Genomic DNA, 26196 nt, shown 5'->3' with positions numbered 1-26196 from the left:
TGATCCAATGAGCGACACGGCCCTTGAGGCGGTGCTGCGGCGCGACCGAGCGGTCGTGATGGCCGCGCTCGTCGTGATTGCCGTGCTCGCCTGGGCCTATGTGCTGTGGCTCGCCACCGACATGGCCATGCCCGCTTCCCCCATGCCGGCCGGAGCGGGCGGCGGCATGGCCGGAACGGACATGTCGAATATGGACATGGGTGGCATGGACATGGGTGGCATGGATATGGGTGGCATGGATATGGGCGCCGCCGTGGCGCCCGCTTTCCGGGCCTGGGCACCCGCCGATTTCGCTTTCATCTTCACCATGTGGGCGGTGATGATGGTCGGCATGATGACGCCTTCGGTCGCGCCGATGCTGCTGCTCTATGCCGGCGTCGGCCGCAAGGCGCAGGCGGATGGCCGGCCTATCGCTTCGACCGGATGGTTCTTTACCGGCTATCTCGCCGTCTGGATCGTCTTCAGCATCGCCGCAACCGGTGCGCAATGGCTGCTCACCCGTTTCGCCTTGCTCGATCCCTCGATGGCGACCGGCAGCGCGATCCTCGGCGGCCTCGTCCTGATCGCCGCCGGCCTCTATCAATGGACGCCGATCAAGGGCGCCTGCCTGCGCCAATGTCAGGGGCCGATCGCGTTCCTGGTCAGCCATGGCGGGTTTCGCTCCGCGCCGCTCGGCGCGCTTCGGCTGGGCATCGATCATGGCCTCTATTGTCTGGGCTGCTGCTGGGCGCTGATGGCTCTGCTGTTCGTCGGCGGCGTCATGAACATCCTGTGGATCGCCGGCATCGCCATCCTCGTCCTCCTGGAAAAGACAGTCTCGGCCGGGCAGTGGATCCCGCGCATTTCCGGCGTGTTGATGGCGGCGGCGGGCGCGTGGCTTATCTCTCGCGCGCTTTGACAGCGCGTGTCTGATAACAGTCTTCGGACGTGCCAATTCATCCCGCATCCAGATCAGTGACGCCAAGCTGGTGCCAGGAATGGACTTCGCCGCTGGCCGGCATTCGCGTTGAATGCGCTTTGCCGACTTTATTTGCGCCGTGACTAAATCGCGGGCGCGTTTGTCTGCAATTCGGTCATTTCAGGCAATCGATTTTCAAACACGTTCGGATTCGGTCATTTTCCTTGACCTCACGAGAATTATCGCCTTCGATGCCCTTTGTGAATGGGAGGCGGCGCGTCGGTTACGATGCGGGATTCCGGGAATGGGCTGGAATGGGAAGCTGCGTTCACACGGGAAAAAGAATCAGGGTTTGCCTGAAAAACAGAGAAAAGGGTCTGTGGGTCATGAAACATATTGCTATCGGCATTCTTGGCGCCGCTACGCTTGGATTGATGGCGTCGGCCGCGTCGGCTACGACGCTTGACACCGTCAAGGCGAAGGGCTTCATCCAGTGCGGCGTCTCGACCGGTCTGGCCGGCTTCTCGGCGCCGGACGACAAGGGCGACTGGCAAGGCATCGATGCGGATTTCTGCCGCGCTGTTGCAGCCGCCGTCTTCGGTGACGGCACCAAGGTCAAGTTCACGCCGCTCAGCGCCAAGGAGCGTTTCACCGCGCTGCAGTCCGGCGAGGTCGATATCCTGTCGCGCAACACCACCTGGACCATCAACCGCGACACCGCACTTGGCCTGAATTTCGTCGGCACGACCTACTATGACGGCCAGGGCTTCATGATCAATGCCAAGAAGCTGCCGGGCGTCAATTCGGCGCTCCAGCTCTCCGGCGCCGCCGTTTGCGTGCAGAGCGGCACCACCACCGAGCTCAACCTCGCCGACTACTTCAAGGCGAACAAGATGGAGTACAATCCGGTCGTCTTCGAGAAGCTCGAAGAGGTCAACGCAGCCTATGACGCCGGCCGCTGCGACGTCTACACCACCGACCAGTCGGGTCTCTACGGCATCCGCCTGACGCTGGGCGCGCCGGCCGATCATGTCGTGCTGCCCGAGATCATCTCCAAGGAGCCGCTCGGACCGGCCGTGCGCCAGGGCGACGATCAGTGGTACCACATCGTCAAGTGGACCTATTTCGCGCTGCTTGACGCGGAGGAACTCGGCATCACCAAGGCCAATGTCGATGAGATGAAGAATTCCCCCAGCCCCGAGATCAAGCGCGTGCTCGGCCAGGAAGCCGATACCAAGATCGGCACCGATCTCGGTGTCTCCAACGACTGGGTCGTCAACATCGTCAAGGCCGTCGGCAACTATGGCGAAATGTTCGACCGCAATGTCGGCTCGGGCAGCCCGCTCAAGATCGCCCGCGGCATCAATGCACTGTGGACCAAGGGCGGCCTGCAATACGCTCCGCCGATCCGCTGACCGAAATGTGATCCGGGAGGCAGATATCTGCCTTCCGGTTTCTCTTTCCAGGGGACGGTCACATGGCATCGCAGGAAGTTATTCGCGAGGAGCCCAGCGGGGCCTCCTTCATCAATGATCCGAAAGTCCGCAGCCTCTTCTTCCAGACGCTGGTCGTCATCGTTCTGTTCGGCTCCGTCTGGTGGATCGTGCAGAATGTCATCGACAATCTGCAGCGCCTGCACATCGCCTCCGGCTTCGGTTTCCTCAGGGGACGCGCCGGATTCGACATCTCGGACACGCCGATCGCCTATACGTCGGACTCGACCTATGGCCGCGCCATCCTTGTCGGCCTGATCAACACCATCATCGTCGCCGTCGCCGGCATCATCACCGCCACCGTCATCGGCTTCGTCATCGGCATCGGCCGCCTGTCGCAGAACTGGCTGATCCAGAAGATCTGCACGGTGTATGTCGAGGTCTTCCGCAACATCCCGCCGCTGCTGGTCATCTTCTTCTGGTATTCCGGCGTGCTGGCGGTGCTGCCGGCGCCGCGTGACAGCTATCATCTGCCCTTCGGCTCCTTCCTCAACCAGCGCGGCTTCTACTTTCCCCGCCCGGTCTGGGGCGAGGGCTCCTGGTTGATCTTCGTCGCTCTGCTTGTCGGCATTGCCATGGCGTGGTTCGTCGCCCGCACGGCGCGTCAGCGGCAGATGGCGACAGGCCAGCAATTTCCGGTGCTCTGGACCTCGGTGGCTTTGATTGTCGGCCTGCCGTTACTCGCTTACGCACTAAGCGGCTTTCCGTTGAGCTTTGATCTCCCCAAACAATCGACCTTCAACCTGACCGGCGGCTTTCAGGTCAAGCCGGAGTTCCTGTCGCTCTATCTGGCGCTGTCCTGCTACACGGCGGCCTTCATCGCCGAAATCGTACGTGCTGGCATCAGGGGTGTCAGCAAGGGCCAGACCGAGGCGGCGTCGGCACTTGGACTGCGATCCGGGTCGATCTTGCGGCTGGTTGTCGTGCCGCAGGCCATGCGCATCGTCATCCCGCCGCTGACCAGCCAGTATCTCAACCTGACCAAGAACTCGTCGCTGGCGATCGCCATCGGCTATCCGGACCTGACGGCGACAGCCGGAACGGTGCTGAACCAGACCGGGCAGGCGGTCGAGGGCGTGCTGATCATGATGATCGCCTATCTCATACTCAGCCTTGTGACCTCGGCCGTCATGAACGTGGTCAACGCCAAAATGGCGCTGGTGGAAAGGTAGAGCCATGCAGGAACACGATATGTCCTGGGTGCGCACCGAAATGGCCCTGGCGCAGCCTGCGCCGGCCAGCGTCAGCGGCCCGATGGCCTGGGTGCGCAGGAACCTGGTCGGCACGGTCGGCGACACCATCATGACCATTCTTGGCATCGCCATCGTTGCCTGGGTCCTGCCGCAGGTCATCAACTGGGCGTTCATCAATGCACAGTGGACCGGGCCGGACCGCACTGTCTGTGCGACCGTTGCACAAGGCGGCATTCAGCCCGATGGCTGGACCGGCGCCTGCTGGGCCTTCGTCAATGCCAAGTTCGGCCAGTTCATGTTCGGCACCTATCCGATCGAGGAGCGCTGGCGGCCGATCCTGGTTGCCATCCTGTTCGTGGCGCTGCTGGTGCCGATGCTGATCCCGCGCGTGCCACGCAAGGGGCTGAACGCCATCCTGCTGTTCCTGGTGCTGCCGATCGTCTCCTTTTTCCTGCTGATTGGCGGCGTATTCGGCTTGCCGCATGTCGAGACCTCGCGCTGGGGTGGCCTGCTGGTCACGCTCAGCCTGTCCTTCGTCGGCATTGCGGTGTCGCTGCCGCTGGGCACCGTGCTGGCGCTCGGCCGGCGTTCGAAAATGCCGATCGTCAAGACGCTGTGCGTGGTCTTCATCGAAACGGTGCGCGGCATCCCGCTGATCACCGTCCTGTTCTTCGTCAGCGTCATGCTGCCGTTGTTCCTGCCGGCGGGCGTCACCTTCGACAAGTTCCTGCGGGCGCTGATCGGCGTGTCGCTGTTTGCCGCCGCCTATATGGCTGAAGTGGTGCGCGGCGGCCTGCAGGCGATCCCCAAAGGCCAGTATGAAGGCGCCGATTCGCTCGGCCTCGGCTATTGGCAGAAGATGGGGCTGATCGTGCTGCCGCAGGCGCTGAAGCTGGTCATTCCCGGCATCGTCAACACCTTCATCGGCATGTTCAAGGACACCAGTCTGGTCCTCATCATCTCGATGTTCGACCTGCTCGGCGTCGTCAAGCAGAACTTCTCGGACGCCAATTGGGCGACGCCGCAAACGGCCAGGTCCGGCCTGGTGTTCGCAGCCTTCGTCTTTTGGCTGTTCTGCTTCGGCATGTCGCGCTATTCAATGTACACCGAACGCCGGCTCGACACCGGCCACAAACGCTAAACAAAAGAACAAGGGGACCCTGTCATGGCCACCGAAAATGCCGTCAGCGCGGAAGAGATCAAGGTCAACGCCGCCAAGATGCACATCTCGACCACCGATGTCGCCATCGACATCATCGCCATGCACAAATGGTATGGCGAGTTCCATGTGCTGAAGGACATCAACCTGAAGGTGATGCGCGGCGAGCGCATCGTCATCTGCGGGCCGTCGGGTTCCGGCAAATCGACCATGATCCGCTGCATCAACCGGCTGGAGGAGCACCAGAAGGGCAAGATCATCGTCGACGGCAAGGAACTGACCAACGATCTGAAGAAGATCGACGAGGTGCGCCGCGAGGTCGGCATGGTGTTCCAGCACTTCAACCTGTTCCCGCATCTGACCATCTTGGAGAACTGCACGCTGGCGCCGATCTGGGTGCGCAAGACACCCAAGAAACAGGCCGAGGAAATCGCCATGCATTTCCTCAAGCGCGTGAAAATCCCGGAGCAGGCCAACAAATATCCCGGCCAGCTGTCCGGCGGCCAGCAGCAGCGCGTGGCGATCGCGCGCTCGTTGTGCATGAACCCGCGCATCATGCTGTTCGACGAGCCGACCTCGGCGCTCGACCCGGAAATGATCAAGGAAGTGCTGGAGACCATGGTCGGTCTGGCCGAGGAAGGCATGACCATGCTGTGTGTCACCCACGAAATGGGCTTTGCCCGCAAGGTCGCCAACCGGGTGATCTTCATGGATCAGGGCCAGATCGTCGAGCAGAACACGCCGGCCGAGTTCTTCGACCATCCGCGCCACGAGCGCACGAAGCTGTTCCTGTCGCAGATCCTGCACTAGAGCAATTCCAGGAAAAGTGTGAACGGTTTTCCGTCCGGAATTGCGTCAAAACAAAGAGTTAGAGCGGTTCGCCGGTTCCGTGAAACGGTGAACTGCTCTAGGTTTTCGATAACCAAGGAGAGCCCGGCTGAAACAGTGCCGGGCTCTTTTGCGTATGGGTGACTGGAGCAATTCCAGGAAAAGTGTGAAGCGGTTTTCCCGGGAAAAGCGCGTAGCGCTTTGCCTTGGGAATTGCGTCAGAGCAAAGAGATAGGCGGGCGGTTCGTGTCGCGCCGGATGCGTTTGCAGGGCCGCCATTCATGAAAAAGCTCGGTCGTATTCTTGGTCTGCTGTTGATCGCGGTCGCGTTCGCCGTGACGCTCGGCACTTTGGTGCCGCGGCCACTCTGGCAAACAGCCGGCGACAAGTCTGCGACGCGTCATATCCTGGTGCTGAGAAATCCGATCCATACCGACATCGCCATTCCGGTCGACGATGCTGTGCGTCAGCGCTTTCATTTTTTGGTCAAAGCCGGCATCCCGACCGACATTCCTGAGGTGCGCTACATCGTCTTCGGCTGGGGTGGCCGCGCCTTCTATCTGGAAACGCCGACCTGGTCTGAACTCAAAGCCGTTCCAGTGATGAAAGCGCTGACCCTCGACGCGTCGGTCATGCATGTCGATGTCGCCGGCGATATCGTCGAGCCGCATCCCGATGTCGCCGGCTTCGACATCGGTAAGGACCAGTTCGCGGCATTGCTTGATTTTATCCAGGCCAGTTTTCAGCAGGGACCGAGTGGCCCGATCCATATCCAGAATGCCGCTTATTCCAGATTCGACGGTTTCTTCGAAGCCAACGGCCATTTCAACGCACTGGTCGGCTGCAACACCTGGACCGCCGCCGCGCTGCGCACTGCCGGCCTGCGCACCGGCTGGTGGAACCCGCTGCCGGTTTCGCTCGGTCTGTCGATGCGGTTGTACAATTGACGACTGAAGATATCGAGGAACGGGTCAGCCGGTCTTTTGCTCCTGCTTTGCTACATACTCTCGAAGCGCCTTGTTGATCGCGCTCTGATAGCCCCGGCCGTCCGGCTCGCGTCTCTTGAACCAGGCGACGAGATCGGAATCGAGACGAAGGGTCAACTGCTGCTTGATCGGTTTGAAGTAGGGATTTCGGACCGCGTTCTGCCAGAACTTTTCGGTCAATTCGGGAATATCGCTGGTATCGACATCGCTCTCCGATCGCGCCTTAAGAGCAGCGATCTCGGCCTTCTGAGCCTCTGTCAAAAGAGACGGATTCACGGGGTCGATTTCATGTCGGACGATTTTGCCCATAGCTTCTTCTCTCCTTAGGCGTAGCGAGCCGTGCTGAAATGATGCGGATCACCTCGATCCCGTCTTCCTCTCGGTCGGCATGCGCTATCAACAGCACCAATGTTCCATCGACGGCGCCAATCGTCTGCCAGCGGTATTCACCTTCCTCCACCCGGTCTTGAACTGTCAGTGCAAAGGGGTCGAGGAAAGCACGAGCGGCGACCTCAAAACTCACGCCATGTTTGCGCAAGTTGGACATCGCTTTTTCAGCATCCCACTCAAATCGCAATCTATGCCTCACATATAACTACGAAAATGTAACTACAAATTGCCACTACTTCAAGGGCTGGCAGATTCAGTCTGCTCATCCCGCCAGCCATAGAGCCAATCCAAATCCGCCGCGAGCTTCTCCGGCGGACGCGCCTTCAGGAACAGGTTGCGGGCAATCGCCACAGGACCTGACGCATGCCAAGCGAGGCGGTTGACAGCACCGCGTCGGGCGACCTGTGCGACACGCGGCCGCCGAGACTGCTCCCAGACGGTAAGCGCGCCCAGGAGATGGGCAGGGAAGTCTGCGATGACACTCGCAAGCGTAGCCGCATCCTCGATCGCCATCGCCGCACCTTGTGCGGCGAACGGCGTCATCGCATGTGCGGCGTCGCCGATCAGTGCGATGCCATCCGGCGTTGTCCAGGGCGGCTTCTGTTCGACGGTATGGAGCGGCCACGTCAGCCACGGGCCGGCCAGTTCCATCAGCTTTGCGAGACCTGGCGCGGTGCCGCGCATAGCGGCGGCCAGGATGCCGGGATCGGCATGGCCGGACCAGCCCTCGGCAATGCGCTCGCCTTTGGTGAAGGCGACGAGGTTGAAGGCATCACCCTTGCTGACGGGATAGGCGACCATGTGGAAGCCCGGATGCAGAAAGGTCGTGACGCAGTCGGCCGCGCCGATCGCGGCAAAGGCGTGCCCGGCGGGGCTGTCGCCCGCGATGGTGGCGCGCCAGGCCAGTTCGCCCGAAAAACGGCTTCTTGGCGATGCCACCCTCTTGGTCGAATCGACAAGCGCGCGCACCGAGGACCAGACGCCATCGGCGCCGACCAGCAAGGAGCCTTGTGCCTCGGCCGTCTTGCCGTTGACCTCGACACTCGCCGTAACACCATGGCTGCCGGTGGCAATGCTGGCGACGCGCGTACCGGTGGTGAGATGAATACCCGGCATATCGGCAACACGCGCCGTCAGTGCGCTCTGCAGGTCGGCCCTGTGGGCGACGAGATAAGGCGCCCCCCAACGCCTTTCGCCGGCTTGCCCCAGCGGCACGTGGGCCAGTTCGCGCAACGTCGCGGCGTCTTTCAGCACCACCGCTTCCGGCATAACCGCTGTCCGCAACAGCCGGTCCAGCACGCCGAGGTCTCGCAGGATGCGTGTCGCGTTGGGAGAAAGCTGGATGCCGGCGCCAACCGCTTCCAGGCGCGGCACCTGTTCGAACACCCGCACGGGGTAGCCGCGTGCGGCGAAGGCGAGGGCGGCTGTCAGCCCGGCAACGCCGGCCCCGGCGACGATGACTTGCCGGAACTGTGCGTCGTGCATGGGCTCAGCCGCTGGAGGCCTAGGCGGCCTGGTCGATGTAGAGGCAGCCGGCCGGCAGCGTTTCCGTCGCCTTCAGCTTTGGCGAATAGCGGTAGAGCGTGGAGCAATAGGGGCAGACTTTCTCATTGTCGTCGCCCATGTCGAGAAACACATGCGGGTGGTCGAAAGGCGGGTTGGCGCCCGTGCACATGAATTCCTTGACCCCGATGTCGATCGCCGGATGGCCCGCATCGTTCTGGAAATGGGGAATGGAACCGCCTGCCATCGTCGTCTCCTTAACGCAGTCTCGCATGCATCTGGATCATAACAGGTCTCTTTGCAAGATCGATGAAATGAAACTGTCGCAAAAGCCTGTCAGAGGATAAGTTAAGCCGGTTAACCGGCTGAGCTGGTGGGAAGAGCAGGAACCATGAACGAACTGAAGCCGGTGCAGAGCGAATTCATCAATGTCGAGGCGGCGAGCCCGGAAAGCGGTAACCCGGACCGTTTCGTCAATCGCGAGTTTTCCTGGCTGCAATTCAATCGCCGCGTGCTCGAAGAATCGCTGAACACCCATCATCCGTTGCTGGAGCGTGTCCGCTTCCTGTCGATCTCGGCCGCCAACCTCGACGAGTTCTTCATGGTGCGTGTCGCCGGCCTCGCCGGCCAGGTCCGCGAGGGCATTGTGCTGAAGAGCCCTGATGGCCGCACCCCCGAACAGCAGCTCGAGCAACTGTTGCGCGAGGTCGAGCGGCTGCAGGAAGACCAGCAGAAAAGCCTTTCGGCGCTGACCGTTCTGCTCAACAAGGAAGGCATCGAGAGCATTACGCGAGATGCGCTGACCAAGGACGAAAAAGTCTGGCTGGAAGAGCATTTCCAGGACCAGGTGTTTCCGGTGCTCACCCCGCTGTCGATCGACCCGGCGCATCCGTTCCCGTTCATTCCCAATCTCGGCTTCTCGATGGCGCTGCAGCTGCGCCACCGCAAGAATGGCGAGGAGATGAGTGCGCTCTTGCGTCTGCCGGTGGCGCTGAAGCGCTTCATCCGTTTGCCCGATCGCAAGCACCATGTCCGCTTTATCCCGTTGGAAGAGGCGGTCGGCCTCTATATCGGCAAGCTGTTTCCGGGCTACGAGGTCAAGGGTTCCGGCACGTTCCGCATCATTCGAGACAGCGATATCGAGGTCGAGGAAGAATCGGAAGATCTCGTGCGCCTGTTCGAGACGGCGCTGAAGCGCCGCCGCCGCGGTTCGGTGATCCGCATCGAATTCGACAAGCTGATGCCGAGCGAATTGCGCGATTTCGTCGCCGGCGAGCTTGGCGTGTCGTCGAGCCGCATCAGCGTGCTCACCGGTCCGCTGGCGCTCAGCCAGATCTCCGAGATTGTCTCCATCCCCCGCGATGACCTGAAGTTCACCCCCTACAATCCGCGCTTTCCCGAGCGCATCCGCGAGCATGGCGGCGACTGCTTTGCCGCCATCCGCGAGAAGGACATTGTCGTCCATCACCCCTATGAATCCTTCGACGTCGTCGTGCAGTTCCTGCGCCAGGCCATGGCCGATCCCGAAGTGGTGGCGATCAAGCAGACGCTCTACCGCACCTCCAACGACAGCCCGATCGTGCGCGCGCTGGTCGACGCGGCCGAGGCCGGCAAGTCGGTGACCGCATTGGTCGAGCTCAAGGCCCGCTTCGACGAGGAAGCCAATATCCGCTGGGCGCGCGATCTCGAGCGCGCCGGCGTGCAGGTCGTGTTCGGCTTCCTCGAGTTGAAGACCCACGCGAAAATGTCGCTGGTGGTGCGGCGCGAGGACGGCAAGCTGCGCAACTATGTGCATCTCGGCACTGGCAACTACCACCCCGTCACCGCGCGCATCTACACCGACCTGTCCTTTTTCACCACCGATCCGACGATCGCCCGCGATGTCGCCCAGCTGTTCAACTTCATCACCGGCTATGCCGAGCCGACCGATGAAATGCGGATCGCGATCTCGCCGTTCACGCTGAGAAGCCGCATCTTGAAGCACATTTCCGACGAAGTCGCCCATGCGCTGGAAGGAAAGCCGGCGCGCATCTGGATGAAGATGAACGCGCTCGTCGACCCGATCGTCATCGACGCGCTTTACGATGCCAGCCGCGCGGGGGTAGAAATCGACCTTGTTGTGCGCGGTATCTGCTGCCTGCGGCCGCAGGTGCCGGGCCTGTCGGAAAACATCAGGGTCAAGTCGATCGTCGGCCGGTTCCTCGAACACAGCCGCATCTATTGCTTCGGCAACGGCCATGGTCTGCCCTCGGATGAAGCGATCGTCTACATCTCCTCGGCCGACCTGATGCCGCGCAATCTTGACCGCCGCGTCGAAACCATGGTGCCGATCACCAATCCAACTGTGCATGAACAGATCCTGGGCCAGATCATGCTGGGCAACATCATGGACAATCAGCAAAGTTTCGACGTATTGGCTGATGGAACCTCCCGGCGCGTGGTGCTGGAGGAGGGCGAGGAACCGTTCAACGCGCAGGAATATTTCATGACCAATCCGAGCCTGTCGGGACGGGGTGACGCGCTGAAGTCGCATGCGCCCAAGCGCATTGCGCAGTTCAAGCGCCGCAAGAAGAACGCCGCAGCGTCCACCTGATGCTGTCTGATTCCCAGGGCCGGCTGCAGGACCGCCGACCGCTGTCCATCATCGACATCGGGTCGAATTCGATCCGCCTCGTTGTCTATGAAGGGCTGGCGCGCTCGCCGACCATGCTGTTCAACGAAAAGATGCTGGCTGGTCTTGGCCGCGGCATCGTTTCGACCGGCAAACTCGACCCCGAGGCGGTGACGCGCTCGATGGAAGAGTTCCGCCGCTTTCGTGCGCTGTCCGATCAGGCCGGCTCCGAGCATATGTATGTTCTGGCCACCGCCGCGGCGCGTGAGGCAATCAACGGTCCCGATTTCATCCACCGCGCCGAAGACGTGCTGAAAACCGAGATCCGCGTGATCAGCGGGCGCCAGGAAGCTTACTATTCGGCGCTCGGCGTCATTTCCGGCTTCCACCCGGCCAATGGCATCGCCGGCGATCTGGGTGGCGGCAGCCTCGAACTGGTCGACGTCAATGGCGAGGCGATCGGTGACGGCATAACGCTGCCGCTCGGTGGCCTGCGCCTGCAGGACATGGCGAAGAATTCGCTCACCCAGGCGCAGAAGATCGCGCGTGACGAGCTGGCGCGGGCCAAGCTGTTGAAGGGCGGGCAGGGCCGGCCCTTCTACGCCGTCGGCGGCACCTGGCGAAACCTCGCCCGGCTGCACATGGAGATGACCAACTACCCGCTGGGCGTCATGCACCATTACGAGATGTCAGCCGACAGTGCGACGACCTTTCTCAAGCAGGTGGCCAAGGCCGAGATCGAGAAGGTCAAGGGGATCGAAGGCGTCTCGAAGAACCGCCGCTCGCTGCTGCCCTATGGCGCCATCGTGCTGCAGGAGATCATGGTGGCGATGCAGCCGTCGAAGATCATCGTCTCGGCGCTCGGTGTGCGCGAAGGCTTCCTCTATTCGCTGCTCGACGAGGCCGAGCAGAAGGCCGATCCGTTGATTTCGGCATCCGAGGAACTCGCCCGGTTGCGCTCGCGCTCGGTCACCCATGCGCATGAGCTGGTCGACTGGACGGCCAAATCCTTTGCCGCCTTCGGCATCGACGAGACCGAGGACGAGGCGCGCTACCGCCACGCCGCCGCATTGCTGGCCGACATCGGCTGGCGCGCGCACCCGGAATACCGCGGCAGGCAGTCGCTCAACATCATTGCCCATGCCTCTTTCTACGGCGTCGACCATCCCGGCCGTGCCTTCCTGGCTTTGGCCAACGCCTATCGGCACGACGGCATCTTCAACGAATCCATCGCACCGGAAATCAAGGCACTGGCAACACCGCGCTACCTCGAGCGGGCTCGCGTGCTGGCGGCGATGATGCGCGTCGTCTATCTGCTGACGGCCTCGATGCCCGGCATCATGCCCAGACTGAAATGGGAGCAGCGCGCCAATGGCGTGCTGGCGCTGGTGTTGCCGGCGTCGCTCTCCGACCTCTACGGCGAGCGGCCGGCCGGCCGCCTGGCGCAGCTGGCGCGGATCACCAACCGCAGGCTGGTGCTGGCGGTCGAGGGTGGGCCGAGCGTTTCGGTGAAGTAGGCGCGGCCTGATAGCAGACCGTGTCCTATCTGACTCAAGCGGGTATTTGACCTGCCCGGTCGTGATCAGTCGTCGTCGGCTTCGCGTTTGAGGACCGGCTTCCCCCAATCCGTCGCTGCGAAGCAGCGCCACCTTTCCCCCTCCGGAGGGAAAGGAAGGGAGTCTCGTTGGAAAAGCGTTGGCGGCAATAGGCTCGCGCCCTTCCTCTACCCCGTCGATCGGGGGAGAGGTGGCTCGGCGAAGCCGAGACGGAGTGGGGGTCGACCAGCTCGGGCGCGCTTAAGCAAAGATATCAAACCGCGCCGCGTCCGTCGGCCGACCAGGCACCCGCACCAGCCATGGCCAGCGCCAGGAAGCCGCCTGATATCGCAATGTCCTTCATCAGCATTTGCTGGTGCAGGAAGGCGAGCGTCGCATCATCGGCGCCCTGGCCGTAATGGCCGATGAAACCGGCAACGACGCAGAAGGCCGCCAAGAGCGGTGCCACGATCCGGGTCTGGAAACCGATGAGGATCAGCAATCCGGCGATCAGCTCGAACAGGCCCGTGCCCCAGGCAGCGAGCGTCGGCAGCGGCAGACCGAGGCCGGCGAAGTAACTGGTTGTGCCAGCGATGTTGGCAAGTGCCTGGAAGCCGGACGGTACGAACAGCACGGCAAACAGCAGTCGCGAAACCAGAAGCAATGCGTTGCGGGCCATGGCCACCTCCCTTGCCTGCGCCCGATTGGGCTCGAGCCGGCTACCGCGCAGTTTACCCCTGCGCGGCTTCGGCCGATACCGAACCGGCTATTCCAGACAACGAAAAAGCGGCGCGGAAAATTCCGCGCCGCGTCTGTCAAGGCCTGGGAGGGGGGGCCTGGGAGGGGGAGCTTGGGAGGGAGGGTTCAGCCGCGCTTGGCGTCGATCGAGTAGGCGCCGGCGCCCGATGAAGCCAGCAGCAGGAAGCCGCCGGTGATGGCGAGGTTCTTGAGAAACTGGATCATCTGCATCTGGTCGGCCCAGCCGGTGTGTGCGACAAGTCCGGTGGCGACGGTGAAGACCGCGAGCACCACGGCGGCGACCCTGGTCTGGAAACCGACGAGGACGGCAAGGCCGCCGAGCAGTTCGATCAGGCCGACGACAACCGCGGTTACGGTCGGAAGGGGCAGGCCGAGGCCGCCGAAATAGGCAGCGGTACCGGAAATGGCGGTGAGCTTGCCGAAACCGGAAAGCAGGAAAATGACCGCGAGCAGGATGCGGCCGAGCAGGATGGTTACAGAGCTGTTGGACGCGGTGCCGGCGCCGGCGGCGGAAGTGTTGATGGACATGGTGGCTCTCCGAATGGGTTGAATGACCCAGAGATAGACGATGCCGACTGTTCACCAAAGCCGCCTATCCGGCGACACATCGTTCACAGGCTGTACATTTCCGTGATCGGCCAGGAAGCGCGAAATTCTTGTCGGGCGATGCGGTGACGGGAGTAAATTCTCCCGCCGCAAAACACTTAGCCCGGATGCGTCATGTCCTCCGGCCGCACAAGCCGGTCATAGTCGGCCTCGCTGACCAGTCCGGTGGCCAGCGCTTCCTCGCGCAGCGTCGTGCCGTTCTTGTGCGCCGTCTTGGCGATCTTGGCGGCGTTGTCGTAGCCGATGGTTGGGGCGAGCGCCGTCACCAGCATCAGCGAGCGGTCGAGCGCCGCCTTGATGTTGTCTTCACGCGCCTCGATGCCGACGACGCAATTGTCGGTGAACGAGACCGACGCGTCTGCGAGCAGCTGCACCGACTGCAGGAAATTGTAGGCCATCAGCGGATTGTAGACATTGAGCTCGAAATGCCCCTGGCTGCCGGCGAAGGTCACTGCTGCGTTGTTGCCGAACACCTGCACGCAGACCTGTGTCATCGCTTCGCACTGCGTTGGATTGACCTTGCCCGGCATGATCGACGAACCGGGTTCGTTTTCCGGCAGCGACAACTCGCCGAGGCCCGATCGCGGGCCGGAACCGAGGAAGCGGATGTCGTTGGCGACCTTGAAGAGCGCGGCGGCCGCCGCATTGATGGCGCCGTGCGAGAACACCATGGAATCGTGTGCCGCGAGCGCCTCGAACTTGTTCGGCGCGGTGACGAAGGCGATACCGGTGATGGCAGCGATGCGATCAGCCACCCGCTCGGCGAAGCCGACCGGCGCATTGAGGCCGGTGCCGACGGCGGTGCCGCCCTGCGCCAGTTCCTGCAGGCCGGGCAGTGTCAGTTCGATGCGCTTGATCGAGGAGGCAACCTGCGCCGCATAACCGGAAAATTCCTGGCCCAGCGTGAGAGGGGTGGCATCCTGCGTGTGCGTGCGGCCGATCTTGATGATGTGGTTGAACTCCCTGCTCTTGGCGGCGAGCGCCTTGTGCAGGTGCTTCAGCGCCGGCAGCAGATCGTGCACGATGCGCTCGGCGCAGGCGATATGCATGGCCGTCGGATAGGTGTCGTTCGACGACTGGCTCATATTGACGTGGTCGTTGGGGTGCACCGGCTTCTTCGAGCCCATGACGCCGCCCAGCATCTCGATCGCCCGGTTGGAGATCACCTCGTTGGCGTTCATGTTGGACTGTGTACCAGAGCCCGTTTGCCAGACCACCAGCGGGAAATGGTCATTGAGCTTGCCGTCGATGACCTCCTGCGCGGCCGCGATGATCGCCTTGCCGATCGCAGGATCGAGCCGCTTCAGCTCCATATTGGCTTCCGCCGCAGCCCGCTTGACGATGCCCAGCGCGCGCACCACCGAAACCGGCTGCTTTTCCCAGCCGATCTTGAAATTGCCCAGGGAACGCTGCGCCTGCGCACCCCAATAGCGGTCGGCGGCAACCTCGATGGGGCCGAACGTATCGGTTTCAGTTCTGGTCTTTGGCGTGCTCACGGCAAGTCTCCGGTCTGTCGATTTGGGCAACGGCGTATCGCGTTGCACAAAACGCATCAAGCGGAGATTGCGAGCGGTGAAGATGCAAATCGGTTGAAGCAAGGCTGTTCAGGAATGTGCGTCGCATGCAGCCGGTGGATTTCCTGCTTCGGTGCGGTCACTGACCCTTCTATCGGGCTCAGAGGCCGCGGCGGCCAAATCCGGTTGTGCTTGTTGGGCGCCTCGTTTGCTGCGCCGGGGCTGCTGTATCCACCCTGACGGATGGCGGTTGCTGCTGAACCGAGCGCTCGGCCTTCATGCGTGAAATATGAGCATCGACGTCACTCATAAAAGTTGCACGATCACTTGTGCCGGGTGGCGGGCCATAGTCGTTGTCGCCAGATGTACCAGCGAAAAACCCGCATTCGATGGTCACCCAGATCGGGCCGATAATGGGGATGAAGGTCAACAGGAGCCAGACCCCCGGCTTATTCAGATCATGGTAGCGCTTGATAATCGCTGCGACCTTGATCCAGCAAGAAAGTATGATGCCCGCGAATAATGCGACGCCAACGCTCAGGCCGCCGTGGGACAGCTCTCCAGGCTTGTGCTCGCTGGACGGGTCAACCACCGCCATGATGGCTACGAACCCCACCACGACCAACACCCACACCAAGACGATCACGAACGAGGCCAGCCACCATTGCGCTCGCCCGATGCGTCCAGAAAATCCAAACAAGAAATTCATTGATGCCCCGCTGTCAACCCGAGCAGCCTTCATCGGTAAAGTAAAAAGTCAGTAAAAATACTTTGCTGAAGGCATAGGTGAGGCGAGTCACTTGGTTCGATGGTTAACTGCTATGAAAAATACCGCGCAAATACCATCGAACAGCGAGCGATCGGTGGGAAGCGAAGAGGCGCACACGCTTCTCACCCGGCCGTGTAGCCACCATCCACGGCAAAGATACCACCGCTGGTCCAGGCGGATTCATCGCAGGCCAGATAGACCGCGATGCCGGCGAGGTCGTCCGGGCGGCCAATGCGCCCCAGCGGATAGCTGCGTTCGACATAGGCCTTCAACTCCGCCTGTGCCTCGGCTGGCAGATTGTCGACGGTCTTGCGTCGCATGGCGGTGTCGACCGTGCCGGGCGCGATGGCGTTGACGCGGATGCCGCGCGGACCGAGCTCGAAGGCAAGCGATTTGGTCAGCGAGTTCAACGCGCCTTTGGACAGGGAGTAGAGGCTGGAGGGCCGCTTCGGGATCATCTTGCTGGCAAAATAGGAGGAGATGTTGATGACGGATGCACCGGCGCCGAAATGCGGCAGCAGCCCCTGGGTGAGGAAGAACGCCGCCGTCACATTGAGCGCGAAGGAGTGCTGGAACTGCGCCTCGCTGACGGTCTCGAACGGCACGAGGTAGGCGACACCGGCATTGTTGACGAGAACGTCGAGCGGCCGGCCGGCCTCTTTCACATGCTCGATAACAGTTGCGATGCCGGGGCTGGTGGCAAGATCGGCCGACACTGTCTCCACCGCGCCGGCCCGACCGTGAGCCGTCAGCTTCTGGCGCGCGGCTTCGAGCTTGCCGGCGTCGCGGCCGACGATCAGGACATCTGCGCCCTTGCGCAGGAACGCTTCCGCGATTGCCAGGCCGATGCCGTCCGAGCCGCCGGTCACCAGTGTGCGCTTGTCTTGCAGTCTCATCGGGCACTCCGAGGTCGCCTTGGCCAATGCCAGAGCACGGCATAGTCGCGGCCCGGGTCAAGCCGCTGGCCTATCCCACGGTATGAACTTCGCCAGTTGCCGACGCCGGATCGTCTGCCCTTGCATCCACCGCGCCAACGCGATAGCCGCGTTGATCGAAACAGGTCGCGGCGAGCGTCTCTTAAAAATGGCACCACTCAGGACCAGCCTAAAGGCGCTTCCCATGGCTATCGACGTCGTCGAGGTCGGCAGGCGCTTTCTGCCCGGCCTCAATCGCGGCGAGATCCACTGCCGTTTCGAAGGCGGCAAGCTCAAGGTGCGCTCCCGTGCCGCCTGGCTTGAAAGGCATGTGCAGGTCCTGACTTTGATAGCCGAGGCGTTGGCATCCCTGGGCGTCCGCAGCCTGCCGCCCTTCTACATGCTTCTCGGCGATACGCCGTCGCGCCGAAGGCATCGCCATTTCCGCACGCGTTTCGCCTTCTCGCAAGCCGACGGCTATGGCGAGGTGGCCGCGCCCGATTTCGTCTTCGATGGTTGGCCGGACGCTAAGTTCGACGACTATGACCAGAAGACGCGGGCGATGGCGGCTGCATCGGAACAGCCGCCGCGCGACAACAGGTTGTTCTGGGCGGGGCGCTGCATGAACGTTGCCCGCAAAAGGATCGTCGAGATCGCGTCGGCCCGCCCGGACCTGATCGAGGCGTATGACACCGAGGCGAATTACGATGTCGCCACCAATCGGTATTCCACCAGGTTCCGGACGATGGAAGACCAGGTCGCCACCTACAGATACATGATTGATGTCGAAGGGGCGGGTTACAGCGGCCGCTTCAAGATGCTGCTTCACACCAAGCGCGTCGTGCTGCTGCAGGATCGCCCGTGGCGCGAGTGGTTCTTCGACGATATCGAACCGTTTCGCCACTATGTCCCGGTGGCGCGCGACATGTCGGATCTGGCCGAACGCATCGAGTGGCTGCGCGCCAATCCGAAGCTGGAAGCCGAAATAGCCGCGGAGGCGCGGCATTTCGCGCAAGTTCGCCTGACTCGCGCGGCGGCCGTGGCAGCATGGGCAAAGCTCCTGCAGGATCATGCGGCAGCCGGTGGCAATCTCAAATCCGGTCTGCAGGGGCGCAAGCGTGCGACCGGCTGGCCGCCCTGATAGACCGCGCCTGTCACACGGTATGAAATTCGCGCTGGCTTACGCGCCGGCAGTCGGATGCTGGTGCATGGCCAGGCGCGCAGCGACAAAATCCTTGACTTGGCGGATCGCCTGTTCGCGCGACACACTACCCGGCTCCAGGCCGAGGCGCAGCCTAAGCCCGTCGATCAGCGCGGTGACGCCAAGCGCGATGTCGCCCGCCTCGCTGGGTGAGGCAAGGCCGTGCAGGCCGGACAACAGGTTCGAGCGCATGCGCGCATGCAGCACCTTCTGGATGCGTGCCAGCTTCTCGTCGCGCGGCACCTCGGCACAGAGGGAAAGCCAGGCATGGCAAAGAGGTGGCAGGAACAGATGCTCCTCGAAATTGCCATCGATCACCGCATCGAGCCGCTCCATCGGCGTGCGTGCCTGGCGAAGTCGGGCGACCACCGCGTCGCGCAGCACGGCGTTGGCCTCGCGCATCGCATGCTCGAACAATTCCTGCTTGTTGCGGAAATAATGCAGCACGATGCCCTTGGAGGCGCCGGCATGGGCGGCCACCTTTTCCAGGGTCGCACCCGCAATGCCCTCGCGCTCCAGCACCGCGAAGGCGGCCTGCCGCAACTCCTTGCGGCGTATGTCACTAAGACGCTTGAGTTTCACGGCTTTGATCCAAGCATTGCGAATCCACGTTGACATCTTCGTCCGCCTAGATCAACACTTGACCAATGGGACAGTAAAAAGACCAATTGGTCAATCCAATGTTAGCGACCGTGACGAGGAGAACCGAAATGGCCCGCATGCTTGCAAATAGCGTCTGTCTTGCAGCCCTGATGCTGGCCGCTCATGCGGCTCAGGCGGCAGAGGCCGAGCAGTGCAGGGCGGTCCGCATGGCTGAACCGGGTTGGAACGATCTTGCCTTCACCACCGGCGTCGCCAATGTCTTGCTCGGCGCGCTCGGCTACCAGCCGCAAAGCTCGGTGCTGGGCATCAACGTCATCTACGAAGGCATGAAGAACAACGATCTGGACCTGTTCCTCGGCTATTGGGATCCGGCCATGGTCACCTATTACGAGCCCTACAAGAAGGATGGCTCGGTCGAGAATGTGCGCGTCAATCTCGAAGGCGCCAAATACACCTTCGCCGTGCCGACCTATGTCTGGGATGCCGGCGTCAAGGACTTTGCCGACCTGCACAAATTCGCCGACAAGTTCGGCAAGAAAATGTATGGCATCGAGCCCGGTTCGAACCAGCTGATGATGGACGCCATCGCCGACCCCTCGCTCGGTCTTGACGGCTGGCAAGTGGTCGAGTCGAGCGAGGCCGGCATGCTTTCCGAGGTCGGCTATGAGATCAAGGAGAAGCAGTTCATCGTCTTCCAGGGCTGGGCCCCGCATCCGATGAACACCATGTACGATTTCAAATATCTGACCGGCGGCGACAAGTTCTTTGGCCCGAATTTCGGCGCCGCGACGGTGACGACGCAGGTGCGCAAGGGCTATCTGCAGCAATGCCCAAATGTCGCGCAGTTCCTCAAAAACCTCGCCTTCGACATCGATTTCGAGAATGTCGGCATGGGTTATCTGATCAATGACGGCATGAAGCCGGAGGACGGGGCGCTGAAGGCGATCACCGCGAACAAGAACCGCCTCGACGCCTGGCTCGCCGGCGTCACCACCTTCGACGGCAAGCCCGGCCTTGCCGCGGTCAAGGAGAAGCTCGGCCTGTGACATCGGTCGCGCTGGAAGCAGCTCCGGATGCCTGGGCGGAGCAGGACGCCTGGGCCGGCCGCAAGCAATTCATCAATTCCGGCGGCCTTGAGATCGCCTATGTCGAGATATCAGGCGCCGAACCGGCGCTGGTTTTGGTGCATGGCTTCACCGATACCAGCCGCAGCTTTTCACTCCTGGCGCCGTATCTCGCCGGCCGCCGGCTGATCATGCCCGACCTGCGCGGCCACGGCGCGTCGCCAGCGGGCAAGGGCTTCGGCATTGACGACTTCGCCGATGACATTGCCGGGCTGATCCAGCATTTGCAGCTCGATCGACCTGTCGTTATTGGCCATTCGCTGGGCGCCATGGTGGCCATCGCTTTGGCTGCGCGGAACAACGACCTTATCGGCGGGCTGGTGGTCATGGCCGGCACGTTGAAGCCCGATTTCGCATGGCATCCGCTCGTCGCGGGCGTGCAGGCCCTGCGCGACCCGATATCGCCGGCCGACCCGTTCTATGGCTGGTGGCATGCTTGCCGGCCCGGTGTGCCCCAGCCGTTTCTCGCCGGCCTGGCGAAAGACGCATCGGCGATGCCCGCGGCGCGCTGGCGCGCCATCCTGGAGGAGATTTGCCGCGCTGACCTGACCAGTGCGGCACAAAAGGTGCGGATCCGAACGCTGATCATCGCCGGCGCGTGTGACCCGCTATTCGGCGAGGCGCATCAGCAGGCGCTGTTGCGTTGCCTGGCGGGGGCGAGCCTCATGCGTGCCGAAGCGTGTGGCCACAACCCGCATTGGGAGGATCCGGCCTTTGTCGCGCGGGCCATCATCGGGACATTTGAAGCCTAACGCCCGACCAACGATCGCGAGGTGGGCGACAGCCGCAACGTCTCCGTTGGTTTGGTCAGGTCAAGCTGAACTGCCTGCCAAAAAGCGCGCCATGCCGGCGAAGCGTCGAGGGCGGCTTCGTGGCGGGCATGCGCCTCGGTGCTGTCGAACCGGGTGACGGAAAGGAAGACGTTTTCGCTCACCCGCACCGGCAGGCGCGGAAAGCTGTTTTCGGCATGCTCCGTGATAAAGGCAGCGAGGAGGCGAGTGTCGGGCGCCTTCATCGTTGGCGCCGCCTCGGCCTCGAAGCGACTGGCGAACTCGGTCTCCGCTCCCGGCCGCAAATGATGAATCTGGATGACAACAATGCCAGCCAGCGGCTTGTTTGGAATTGGCTTTTCGCCGGTGGTCAAGCCAGCGCGCTGCGCGCCCGAGAGATCAAAGCCGGCGCCCGGCCAAGCCGGCTTCAGCAGCAACACATCGTCGGAATCGATCATTGTCGCATTGGCCGCATCGCGGTGCGCCGCCCAGATCGGGCCGTCATAGAAGGCGGTCAGGGCGTCCTTTCGTGCATCCATACTGTCGAAGCCGCGCAGCCAGACGAACATGTCCGGACGGTCGAGATCGCGGAACTGGCCGATGATGGTCATTCCGGCCTCTTCCTGGCTCTCGATGAATTCCCGGTCGAAGAGGGCAATCAGCGTTTCACGCTGCCCAGGCTTCAGCGTGTATTGCCGCAATTCGACGACAGGCGAGGCGAGCGCGGCAGCTTCCGGCGCAACGTTCAGGGGGAGGTTCATCAGCGGGTCTCCAGAAACAGGGTGATCATCCTGTTCATAAACAGACCGGTTGTCCTGTTTTGTCAACATGCTATTGTCGAGCAATGTCAGCAGAGATGATCCTTCGGTCAGGCCCACGGCCAAGAAAACGCGTCAATGACCCCGAAGGCATGCGCCGGAAAGTGCTCGATGTCGCCGAGATTGCGTTCCAGGCACGCGGCTATCACGCTTCCAGCCTGGGTGATCTGATGGCGGCGGCTGACGTCAGCGGCGGCGCGCTGCATCATCATTTCCCGACCAAGAAGGCACTGGTCCTGGCGGTGATCGAAGAGCGCGTGGCGGCGGCGGTCGAGGAAACGTGGATCGCGCCGGTAAAGACAGCGGCTTCGGCGCGCGAGGGGGTTCGGGCCGTATTCGAGGCCGTGGCGGCGGAACTGGAACATCAGGGCTTCGTGCGCGGCTGTCCACTCAACAATCTGGCGCATGAACTGTCGCTCGCCGATCCCGATCTGCGCACCGCCCTTGCCGGCATCTTTTCAGCCTGGCGCCAGGCGATCGCCGACAAGGTCAGGGCCGACCAGCAGGAGGGCAGGGAGCAAGGCACCGATCCCGAGCGTTTCGCGGCACTTGCCGTCGCCACCTATTCCGGCGCCATGTCGATGGCCAAGACAGCACAGGACGCGACCGTGTTGCGGGACTGTCTGGCGGCTCTCGGCGAAGCCTGAGCCGCAGCCGCGCTACGCGCGCTTGACGATGGCGTTTGGGGGCGGGCCAACGGACCCGCGCTCAAAGATCGATGTTGGCAGAATGAGCCTTTCCGCCGGGCGCGGATCTCCCTTCAATCGCCGGATGAGCAATTCCGCGACACTCTTGCCAAGCGCGTAGACAGGCTGGTCGATGACGGTAATGGGTGGGGTTGTCACGCTCGTCCAGTCCGCATCATGGAAGGTGATCAGCGAAATGTCCTCGGGAACCCGCAAGCCGCGCTCGCGGATCACCCTGAATATCTCCAGTGCTATGACGCTGTCGGAGGCAAAGATCGCCGTCGGCCGATCCGGCCCGGACAGCATCTCGTCGGCAACCCTTCGCGTTTCGGCGGGGCTTGTCGCACCAAGGCGAACATAGCGTTCTGGCCGATCAATTCCAGCATCTCGGCACACGATGAGGAAACCGTCGATGCGCTCGCGAACCGACGAGGTGTAGATTTGCCCGAGATCGCGGTACTCATGCCCTTCGGCGTCGACCGCGGTCACATAGGCGATGTTGCGGTGTCCGGCATCCACAAGAATGCGGGTCGCCCGCATGGCTATGCCGCGATCGTCGACCGTGACTGTATCGACATCCAGATCGGGCAGCGCCCTGTCAAGCAGGGCAAGCGGCCGGCCTGAACGATGGATGTCGCGCAGGTGTGAGATGTCACGCGATTCCGATGGCGTGACGATCAGCCCGTCGACGCGCTTGCCGATCAACAGCCGCACGGCTGCCTTTTCAACCTCGATCCTCTCGCCGGAGTTGGCCAGAATGACGTTGAACCCGGCTGCTCTTGCCGCGTCGCTGATGCCGCGCACCGCGAGGCTGAAGAACGGGTTCTCGATGTCGCCGACAACCACCCCGATGATGCCGGAACGGCCGGTCGTCATGCTGCGAGCCAGCTCGTTTGGACGGTAGTCCAGTGCCTTGGCCGCGGCCATGACATCCGCGCGGATCATGTCGCTGACGACGCCGTATCCGCCGAGCACGCGCGCGGCCGTCGCTTTCGATACGTTTGCCGCGCGGGCGACATCGCTGACCGTTATCGACTGGGTCTTGGGCGCGGTTCTTTTCATCGGTTGAACGACTACAAGAGTTGTTGACGGAAGGTCAATCTGGCGATAACGATTATCAAAGAGACCGGTCTCAAGCAATAAGAGACCGGTCTCTTTTAGAAAATTGCGAGCCAGGAGGCGTAACGAACGTCACTGCATATGTCGCGGTCGCGGCGGCGGGCGATGTCAAGCGCGAGATGGCGGCTCGACGTAAATACCAAGAAGAACAGACCTTCAGAGTGGAGAGAAGACATGAGCAGGATAGGAATTCTCAAGTCGTTGATGTCACCGGTCCGGATCGGCGCGATGGCTCTTATGGCCGCGTGCATCGGCGCCGGGTTGGTTTCGGGAGCAGCCGCCGCGGACGACAATCCCTATGGTCTTATCGATGCGAAAGTCATCAGCGTTGGTACCATGGGCGATGCCAAACCCTACGCTTTCACCCAAGCGGACGGCACGTTCACCGGCTTCGACATCGAATTGTTCCGCAACGTCGCGAGCCGCCTTGGATTCAAGCCGGACCAGGTGATCTTCACCGGCCAGGAATTCTCGGCGCTGATGCCTTCGGTTGCGAACGAACGCTTCGATGTCGCGGTCGCGGCAATCGGCACGACGGAAGCGCGCAAGAAGACCGTCGACTTTTCCGACGGGTATCTTGCAGGCTATCTCTCTGTGCTTACCGCCGACAAGGCGATCACGTCGGCGGACGGGCTCAAAGGCAAGCGCCTCGGCGTCGTGCAGGGGACGCTCCAGGAAATCTACGCGGCGAAGAACTTTGTCGGAACTGATCTCGTCAAATTCCCCGACAACAACTCCGCCGTCTCAGCACTCAACAACGGAACCGTCGACGCGCATTTCCTCGATTACGAGGCCGCCAAGGACTATGGCGTTCGCTATCCGAACCTGAAGATCGCGGTCAATATTCCTTCCTTTGACGCGCCGGCTGGCTTCGTGGTGCGCAAGGGCAACGACAAGTTTCGCGAGGCATTGAACACTGCCCTTCATGCGGCCATGCAGGACGGCACCTGGAAGACGCTGTACGAGAAGTGGTTCCCCGGTTCGCCGATGCCCGACCAGTATCTCCCCAAGAAGTAACCGCGCCTCCAGCCACCGGCCTTGACGGCCGGCGGCTGGACGACACGCCGTTGCGCCTGATTTCCTGATGGCACGAATGGCGCAGTGGAAAAGGGGACCGAATGAACTGGCTTGAAAACCTGCGGCGCAGTTTCCTCGACTGGCAGGCCATGGCGGACGTGCTGCCGAGCATGATCACCATCGGATTGAAGAACACCTTGATCCTCGCAGCCGCGTCCACGGTACTGGGTGTCATTCTCGGCATGATCCTGGCAGTCATGGGCATCTCGCAATCGCGCTGGCTGCGCATTCCCGCCCGGGTCTACACGGATATTTTCCGTGGCCTTCCGGCGATCGTCACGATTCTGCTGATTGGCCAGGGCTTTGCCCGCATCGGCCGTGAAATCTTTGGGCCTTCGCCCTATCCGCTCGGCATTCTCGCCCTCAGCCTGATCGCCGGCGCCTACGTCGGCGAAATCTTCCGCTCGGGCATCCAGAGCGTCGAGCGCGGGCAGATGGAGGCCTGCAGGGCGCTCAGCATGAGCTACGGCCAAGGTATGCGCCTGATCGTGATACCGCAAGGCATCCGCCGCGTCTTGCCGGCCCTGGTCAACCAGTTCATCGGCAACGTCAAGGATTCGAGCCTTGTCTACTTCCTCGGTCTGCTCGCGTCGGAGCGCGAGATTTTCCGTGTCGGCCAGGACCAGGCGGTGGTCACCGGAAACCTTTCTCCATTGCTTCTGGCCGGCGTGTTCTATCTCGTCATCACCGTGCCGTTGACCCATGTGGTCAACTACATCGACAACTCGCTGCGGGTCGGAAAGCAAAAGGCAGGCCTCGTCACCAGCGGCCTTGCCGAAGTGAGCGAACTGGAGAGCGCCATCAGCAGCCCACCCGCTGAGGCCAGCCCTGAAGGCAGCTCGGCGCTGCCCCGCTTCAAGGGCGGCAGTCTCGCCATCACCGATCTCGACATGGCCTATGGCGATCTCGATGTTCTCAAAGGCGTCAGCCTGGCGGTCAAACCAGGCACGGTCACATGCGTCATTGGTCCATCAGGTTCGGGCAAGTCGACCTTGCTGCGCTGCCTCAACCGCCTGGTCGAGCCCAAGGGCGGTGACGTCTTGCTCGATGGCGCGAGCATCCTGGCGATGAAGCCTGAAAAACTGCGCCGGCGTGTCGGCATGGTTTTCCAGCAGTTCAACCTGTTTCCCGACCACACGGCCCTCGAAAACGTCATGCTGTCGCTGACCAAGGTAAAAGGCCTCACGATACAGGAAGCTGAGCGCATCGCCGAGGCACGCCTTGCCGATGTCGGGCTTGCCGCCCGCAAACACCATCGTCCCGGAAGCCTGTCCGGTGGCCAGCAGCAGCGTGTGGCGATCGCCCGTGCACTGGCAATGGACCCGGAGGTCATCCTGTTCGACGAAGTGACGAGCGCACTCGATCCCGAACTGGTGAAGGGCGTGCTCAACCTCATGGCGGACCTCGGCCGCCGCGGCATGACAATGGTCGTGGTGACTCATGAGATGGGCTTTGCCCGCAAGGTCGCCGACCAGGTCGTCTTCATGGATGAAGGCCGCGTCATCGAGGTCGGCACGCCTGCTGCGATCTTCGACACTCCGAAAAGCACGCGTCTGAAGCACTTCCTTGCCGAAGTGCTTTGATCGAGCATGAGCCCTGAGACGGCCGCCCAATCCAACCTCCACCAGTGAAAGAATATC

At 62.2% G+C, this 26196-nt stretch carries 26 protein-coding genes; 14 read left to right on the top strand and 12 right to left on the bottom strand.

Features of this window, described 5'->3' with window-relative positions; translation table 11 throughout:
- Positions 1-7: 7 nt before the first annotated feature.
- From DBIPINDM_RS40190 to DBIPINDM_RS40165, 6 genes are all read left to right on the top strand, one after another.
- Positions 8-898, top strand: a complete 891-nt coding sequence (locus tag DBIPINDM_RS40190) for a DUF2182 domain-containing protein (RefSeq protein ID WP_258584549.1) — start codon at positions 8-10, stop codon at positions 896-898.
- Positions 899-1284: 386 nt separating this feature from the next.
- The gene (locus DBIPINDM_RS40185) at positions 1285-2313 is read left to right on the top strand and encodes an amino acid ABC transporter substrate-binding protein (RefSeq protein ID WP_095202432.1); all 1029 of its coding nucleotides are present in this window, start codon (positions 1285-1287) and stop codon (positions 2311-2313) included.
- 62 nt (positions 2314-2375) lie between these two features.
- Entirely contained in the window at positions 2376-3563 is a 1188-nt protein-coding gene (locus DBIPINDM_RS40180) for an amino acid ABC transporter permease (RefSeq protein WP_258584548.1), read from the top strand.
- A gap of 4 nt (positions 3564-3567) precedes the next feature.
- Positions 3568-4725, top strand: a complete 1158-nt coding sequence (locus DBIPINDM_RS40175; RefSeq protein ID WP_258584547.1) for an amino acid ABC transporter permease — start codon at positions 3568-3570, stop codon at positions 4723-4725.
- A 78-nt stretch (positions 4726-4803) separates the two neighbouring features.
- Entirely contained in the window at positions 4804-5553 is a 750-nt protein-coding gene (locus DBIPINDM_RS40170) for an amino acid ABC transporter ATP-binding protein (RefSeq protein ID WP_031240865.1), read from the top strand.
- Between the two features lie 299 nt (positions 5554-5852).
- Positions 5853-6518, top strand: a complete 666-nt coding sequence (locus DBIPINDM_RS40165; protein WP_258584546.1) for a TIGR02117 family protein — start codon at positions 5853-5855, stop codon at positions 6516-6518.
- A gap of 24 nt (positions 6519-6542) precedes the next feature.
- Here DBIPINDM_RS40165 and DBIPINDM_RS40160 read toward each other — a convergent pair whose 3' ends face one another.
- The 4 genes from DBIPINDM_RS40160 to DBIPINDM_RS40145 all read right to left on the bottom strand — a co-directional run bounded on the left by DBIPINDM_RS40160 (position 6543) and on the right by DBIPINDM_RS40145 (position 8697).
- Positions 6543-6866, bottom strand: coding sequence for a BrnA antitoxin family protein (locus DBIPINDM_RS40160; protein ID WP_258584545.1), 324 nt, complete (start codon positions 6864-6866; stop codon positions 6543-6545).
- Positions 6844-7104: a BrnT family toxin gene (locus DBIPINDM_RS40155; RefSeq protein ID WP_258584544.1), complete on the bottom strand. Its 261-nt coding sequence runs from the start codon at positions 7102-7104 to the stop codon at positions 6844-6846. Before DBIPINDM_RS40155 ends, DBIPINDM_RS40160 begins: the two co-directional genes overlap by 23 nt.
- Positions 7105-7184: 80 nt before the next feature.
- Positions 7185-8432, bottom strand: coding sequence for an FAD-dependent monooxygenase (locus tag DBIPINDM_RS40150; protein ID WP_258584543.1), 1248 nt, complete (start codon positions 8430-8432; stop codon positions 7185-7187).
- Between the two features lie 19 nt (positions 8433-8451).
- On the bottom strand, positions 8452-8697 hold the full coding sequence (locus DBIPINDM_RS40145; RefSeq protein WP_015318409.1) for a zinc-finger domain-containing protein: 246 nt from the start codon (positions 8695-8697) through the stop codon (positions 8452-8454).
- A gap of 144 nt (positions 8698-8841) precedes the next feature.
- Between DBIPINDM_RS40145 and DBIPINDM_RS40140 the strand changes: the two genes are divergently transcribed.
- Positions 8842-11043 carry an RNA degradosome polyphosphate kinase gene (locus DBIPINDM_RS40140; protein WP_258584542.1) on the top strand — a complete coding sequence of 734 codons (2202 nt, stop codon included), beginning with the start codon at positions 8842-8844 and terminating at the stop codon, positions 11041-11043.
- The gene (gene ppx, locus DBIPINDM_RS40135) at positions 11043-12578 is read left to right on the top strand and encodes an exopolyphosphatase (RefSeq protein WP_258584541.1); all 1536 of its coding nucleotides are present in this window, start codon (positions 11043-11045) and stop codon (positions 12576-12578) included. The genes DBIPINDM_RS40140 and ppx overlap by 1 nt, the downstream gene beginning before the upstream one ends.
- A 292-nt stretch (positions 12579-12870) precedes the next feature.
- Here ppx and DBIPINDM_RS40130 read toward each other — a convergent pair whose 3' ends face one another.
- The 5 genes from DBIPINDM_RS40130 to DBIPINDM_RS40110 form a co-directional block, all read right to left on the bottom strand.
- Positions 12871-13275 carry a DoxX family protein gene (locus DBIPINDM_RS40130; RefSeq protein WP_258584540.1) on the bottom strand — a complete coding sequence of 135 codons (405 nt, stop codon included), beginning with the start codon at positions 13273-13275 and terminating at the stop codon, positions 12871-12873.
- A 185-nt stretch (positions 13276-13460) separates the two neighbouring features.
- Positions 13461-13883 (bottom strand): DoxX family protein, encoded by a 423-nt coding sequence (locus DBIPINDM_RS40125; RefSeq protein ID WP_258584539.1) that lies wholly within the window; start codon positions 13881-13883, stop codon positions 13461-13463.
- 176 nt (positions 13884-14059) lie between these two features.
- Positions 14060-15457 (bottom strand): class II fumarate hydratase, encoded by a 1398-nt coding sequence (gene fumC / locus DBIPINDM_RS40120; RefSeq protein ID WP_258584538.1) that lies wholly within the window; start codon positions 15455-15457, stop codon positions 14060-14062.
- A gap of 178 nt (positions 15458-15635) precedes the next feature.
- Complete coding sequence (locus DBIPINDM_RS40115; protein ID WP_258584537.1) at positions 15636-16184, bottom strand: DUF805 domain-containing protein; 549 nt, start codon at positions 16182-16184, stop codon at positions 15636-15638.
- A 182-nt stretch (positions 16185-16366) separates the two neighbouring features.
- Positions 16367-17140 carry an SDR family NAD(P)-dependent oxidoreductase gene (locus tag DBIPINDM_RS40110; RefSeq protein ID WP_258584536.1) on the bottom strand — a complete coding sequence of 258 codons (774 nt, stop codon included), beginning with the start codon at positions 17138-17140 and terminating at the stop codon, positions 16367-16369.
- Between the two features lie 223 nt (positions 17141-17363).
- Here DBIPINDM_RS40110 and DBIPINDM_RS40105 point away from each other — a divergent pair, with 223 nt between their 5' ends.
- The gene (locus DBIPINDM_RS40105) at positions 17364-18299 is read left to right on the top strand and encodes a glycosyl transferase family 90 (protein WP_258584535.1); all 936 of its coding nucleotides are present in this window, start codon (positions 17364-17366) and stop codon (positions 18297-18299) included.
- Positions 18300-18338: 39 nt separating this feature from the next.
- Here DBIPINDM_RS40105 and betI read toward each other — a convergent pair whose 3' ends face one another.
- Positions 18339-18977, bottom strand: a complete 639-nt coding sequence (gene betI, locus DBIPINDM_RS40100) for a choline-responsive transcriptional repressor BetI (protein WP_258584534.1) — start codon at positions 18975-18977, stop codon at positions 18339-18341.
- Positions 18978-19069: 92 nt separating this feature from the next.
- On the opposite strand from betI, the gene choX reads away from it, so the two are divergent.
- Together choX and DBIPINDM_RS40090 are read left to right on the top strand one after the other, a co-directional pair.
- A complete protein-coding gene (gene choX, locus DBIPINDM_RS40095; protein ID WP_258584533.1) occupies positions 19070-20008 on the top strand; it encodes a choline ABC transporter substrate-binding protein in 939 nt (312 codons plus the stop codon).
- A complete protein-coding gene (locus tag DBIPINDM_RS40090; RefSeq protein WP_258584532.1) occupies positions 20005-20838 on the top strand; it encodes an alpha/beta fold hydrolase in 834 nt (277 codons plus the stop codon). Before choX ends, DBIPINDM_RS40090 begins: the two co-directional genes overlap by 4 nt.
- On the opposite strand, the gene DBIPINDM_RS40085 is transcribed toward DBIPINDM_RS40090, so the two are convergent.
- Positions 20835-21617 (bottom strand): NIPSNAP family protein, encoded by a 783-nt coding sequence (locus tag DBIPINDM_RS40085; protein ID WP_258589459.1) that lies wholly within the window; start codon positions 21615-21617, stop codon positions 20835-20837. The two genes, DBIPINDM_RS40090 and DBIPINDM_RS40085, sit on opposite strands and share 4 nt — an antisense overlap.
- A gap of 149 nt (positions 21618-21766) precedes the next feature.
- Between DBIPINDM_RS40085 and DBIPINDM_RS40080 the strand changes: the two genes are divergently transcribed.
- Positions 21767-22321 carry a TetR/AcrR family transcriptional regulator gene (locus DBIPINDM_RS40080; protein ID WP_258584531.1) on the top strand — a complete coding sequence of 185 codons (555 nt, stop codon included), beginning with the start codon at positions 21767-21769 and terminating at the stop codon, positions 22319-22321.
- A gap of 12 nt (positions 22322-22333) precedes the next feature.
- Here the strand turns inward: DBIPINDM_RS40080 and DBIPINDM_RS40075 are convergent, their stop codons facing one another.
- Positions 22334-23422: a LacI family DNA-binding transcriptional regulator gene (locus DBIPINDM_RS40075; protein ID WP_258584530.1), complete on the bottom strand. Its 1089-nt coding sequence runs from the start codon at positions 23420-23422 to the stop codon at positions 22334-22336.
- A 231-nt stretch (positions 23423-23653) separates the two neighbouring features.
- On the opposite strand from DBIPINDM_RS40075, the gene DBIPINDM_RS40070 reads away from it, so the two are divergent.
- Both DBIPINDM_RS40070 and DBIPINDM_RS43390 read left to right on the top strand, forming a co-directional pair.
- Positions 23654-24496 (top strand): ABC transporter substrate-binding protein, encoded by an 843-nt coding sequence (locus tag DBIPINDM_RS40070; protein WP_258584529.1) that lies wholly within the window; start codon positions 23654-23656, stop codon positions 24494-24496.
- A 101-nt stretch (positions 24497-24597) separates the two neighbouring features.
- A complete protein-coding gene (locus tag DBIPINDM_RS43390; protein ID WP_318036924.1) occupies positions 24598-26139 on the top strand; it encodes an amino acid ABC transporter permease/ATP-binding protein in 1542 nt (513 codons plus the stop codon).
- The last annotated feature ends 57 nt before the right edge of the window (positions 26140-26196 follow it).

This window comes from Mesorhizobium sp. AR02, from assembly GCF_024746835.1.
In the GTDB taxonomy this organism is placed as follows: Bacteria; Pseudomonadota; Alphaproteobacteria; order Rhizobiales; family Rhizobiaceae; genus Mesorhizobium.
This window is presented reverse-complemented; position numbering and strand designations above follow the sequence as displayed.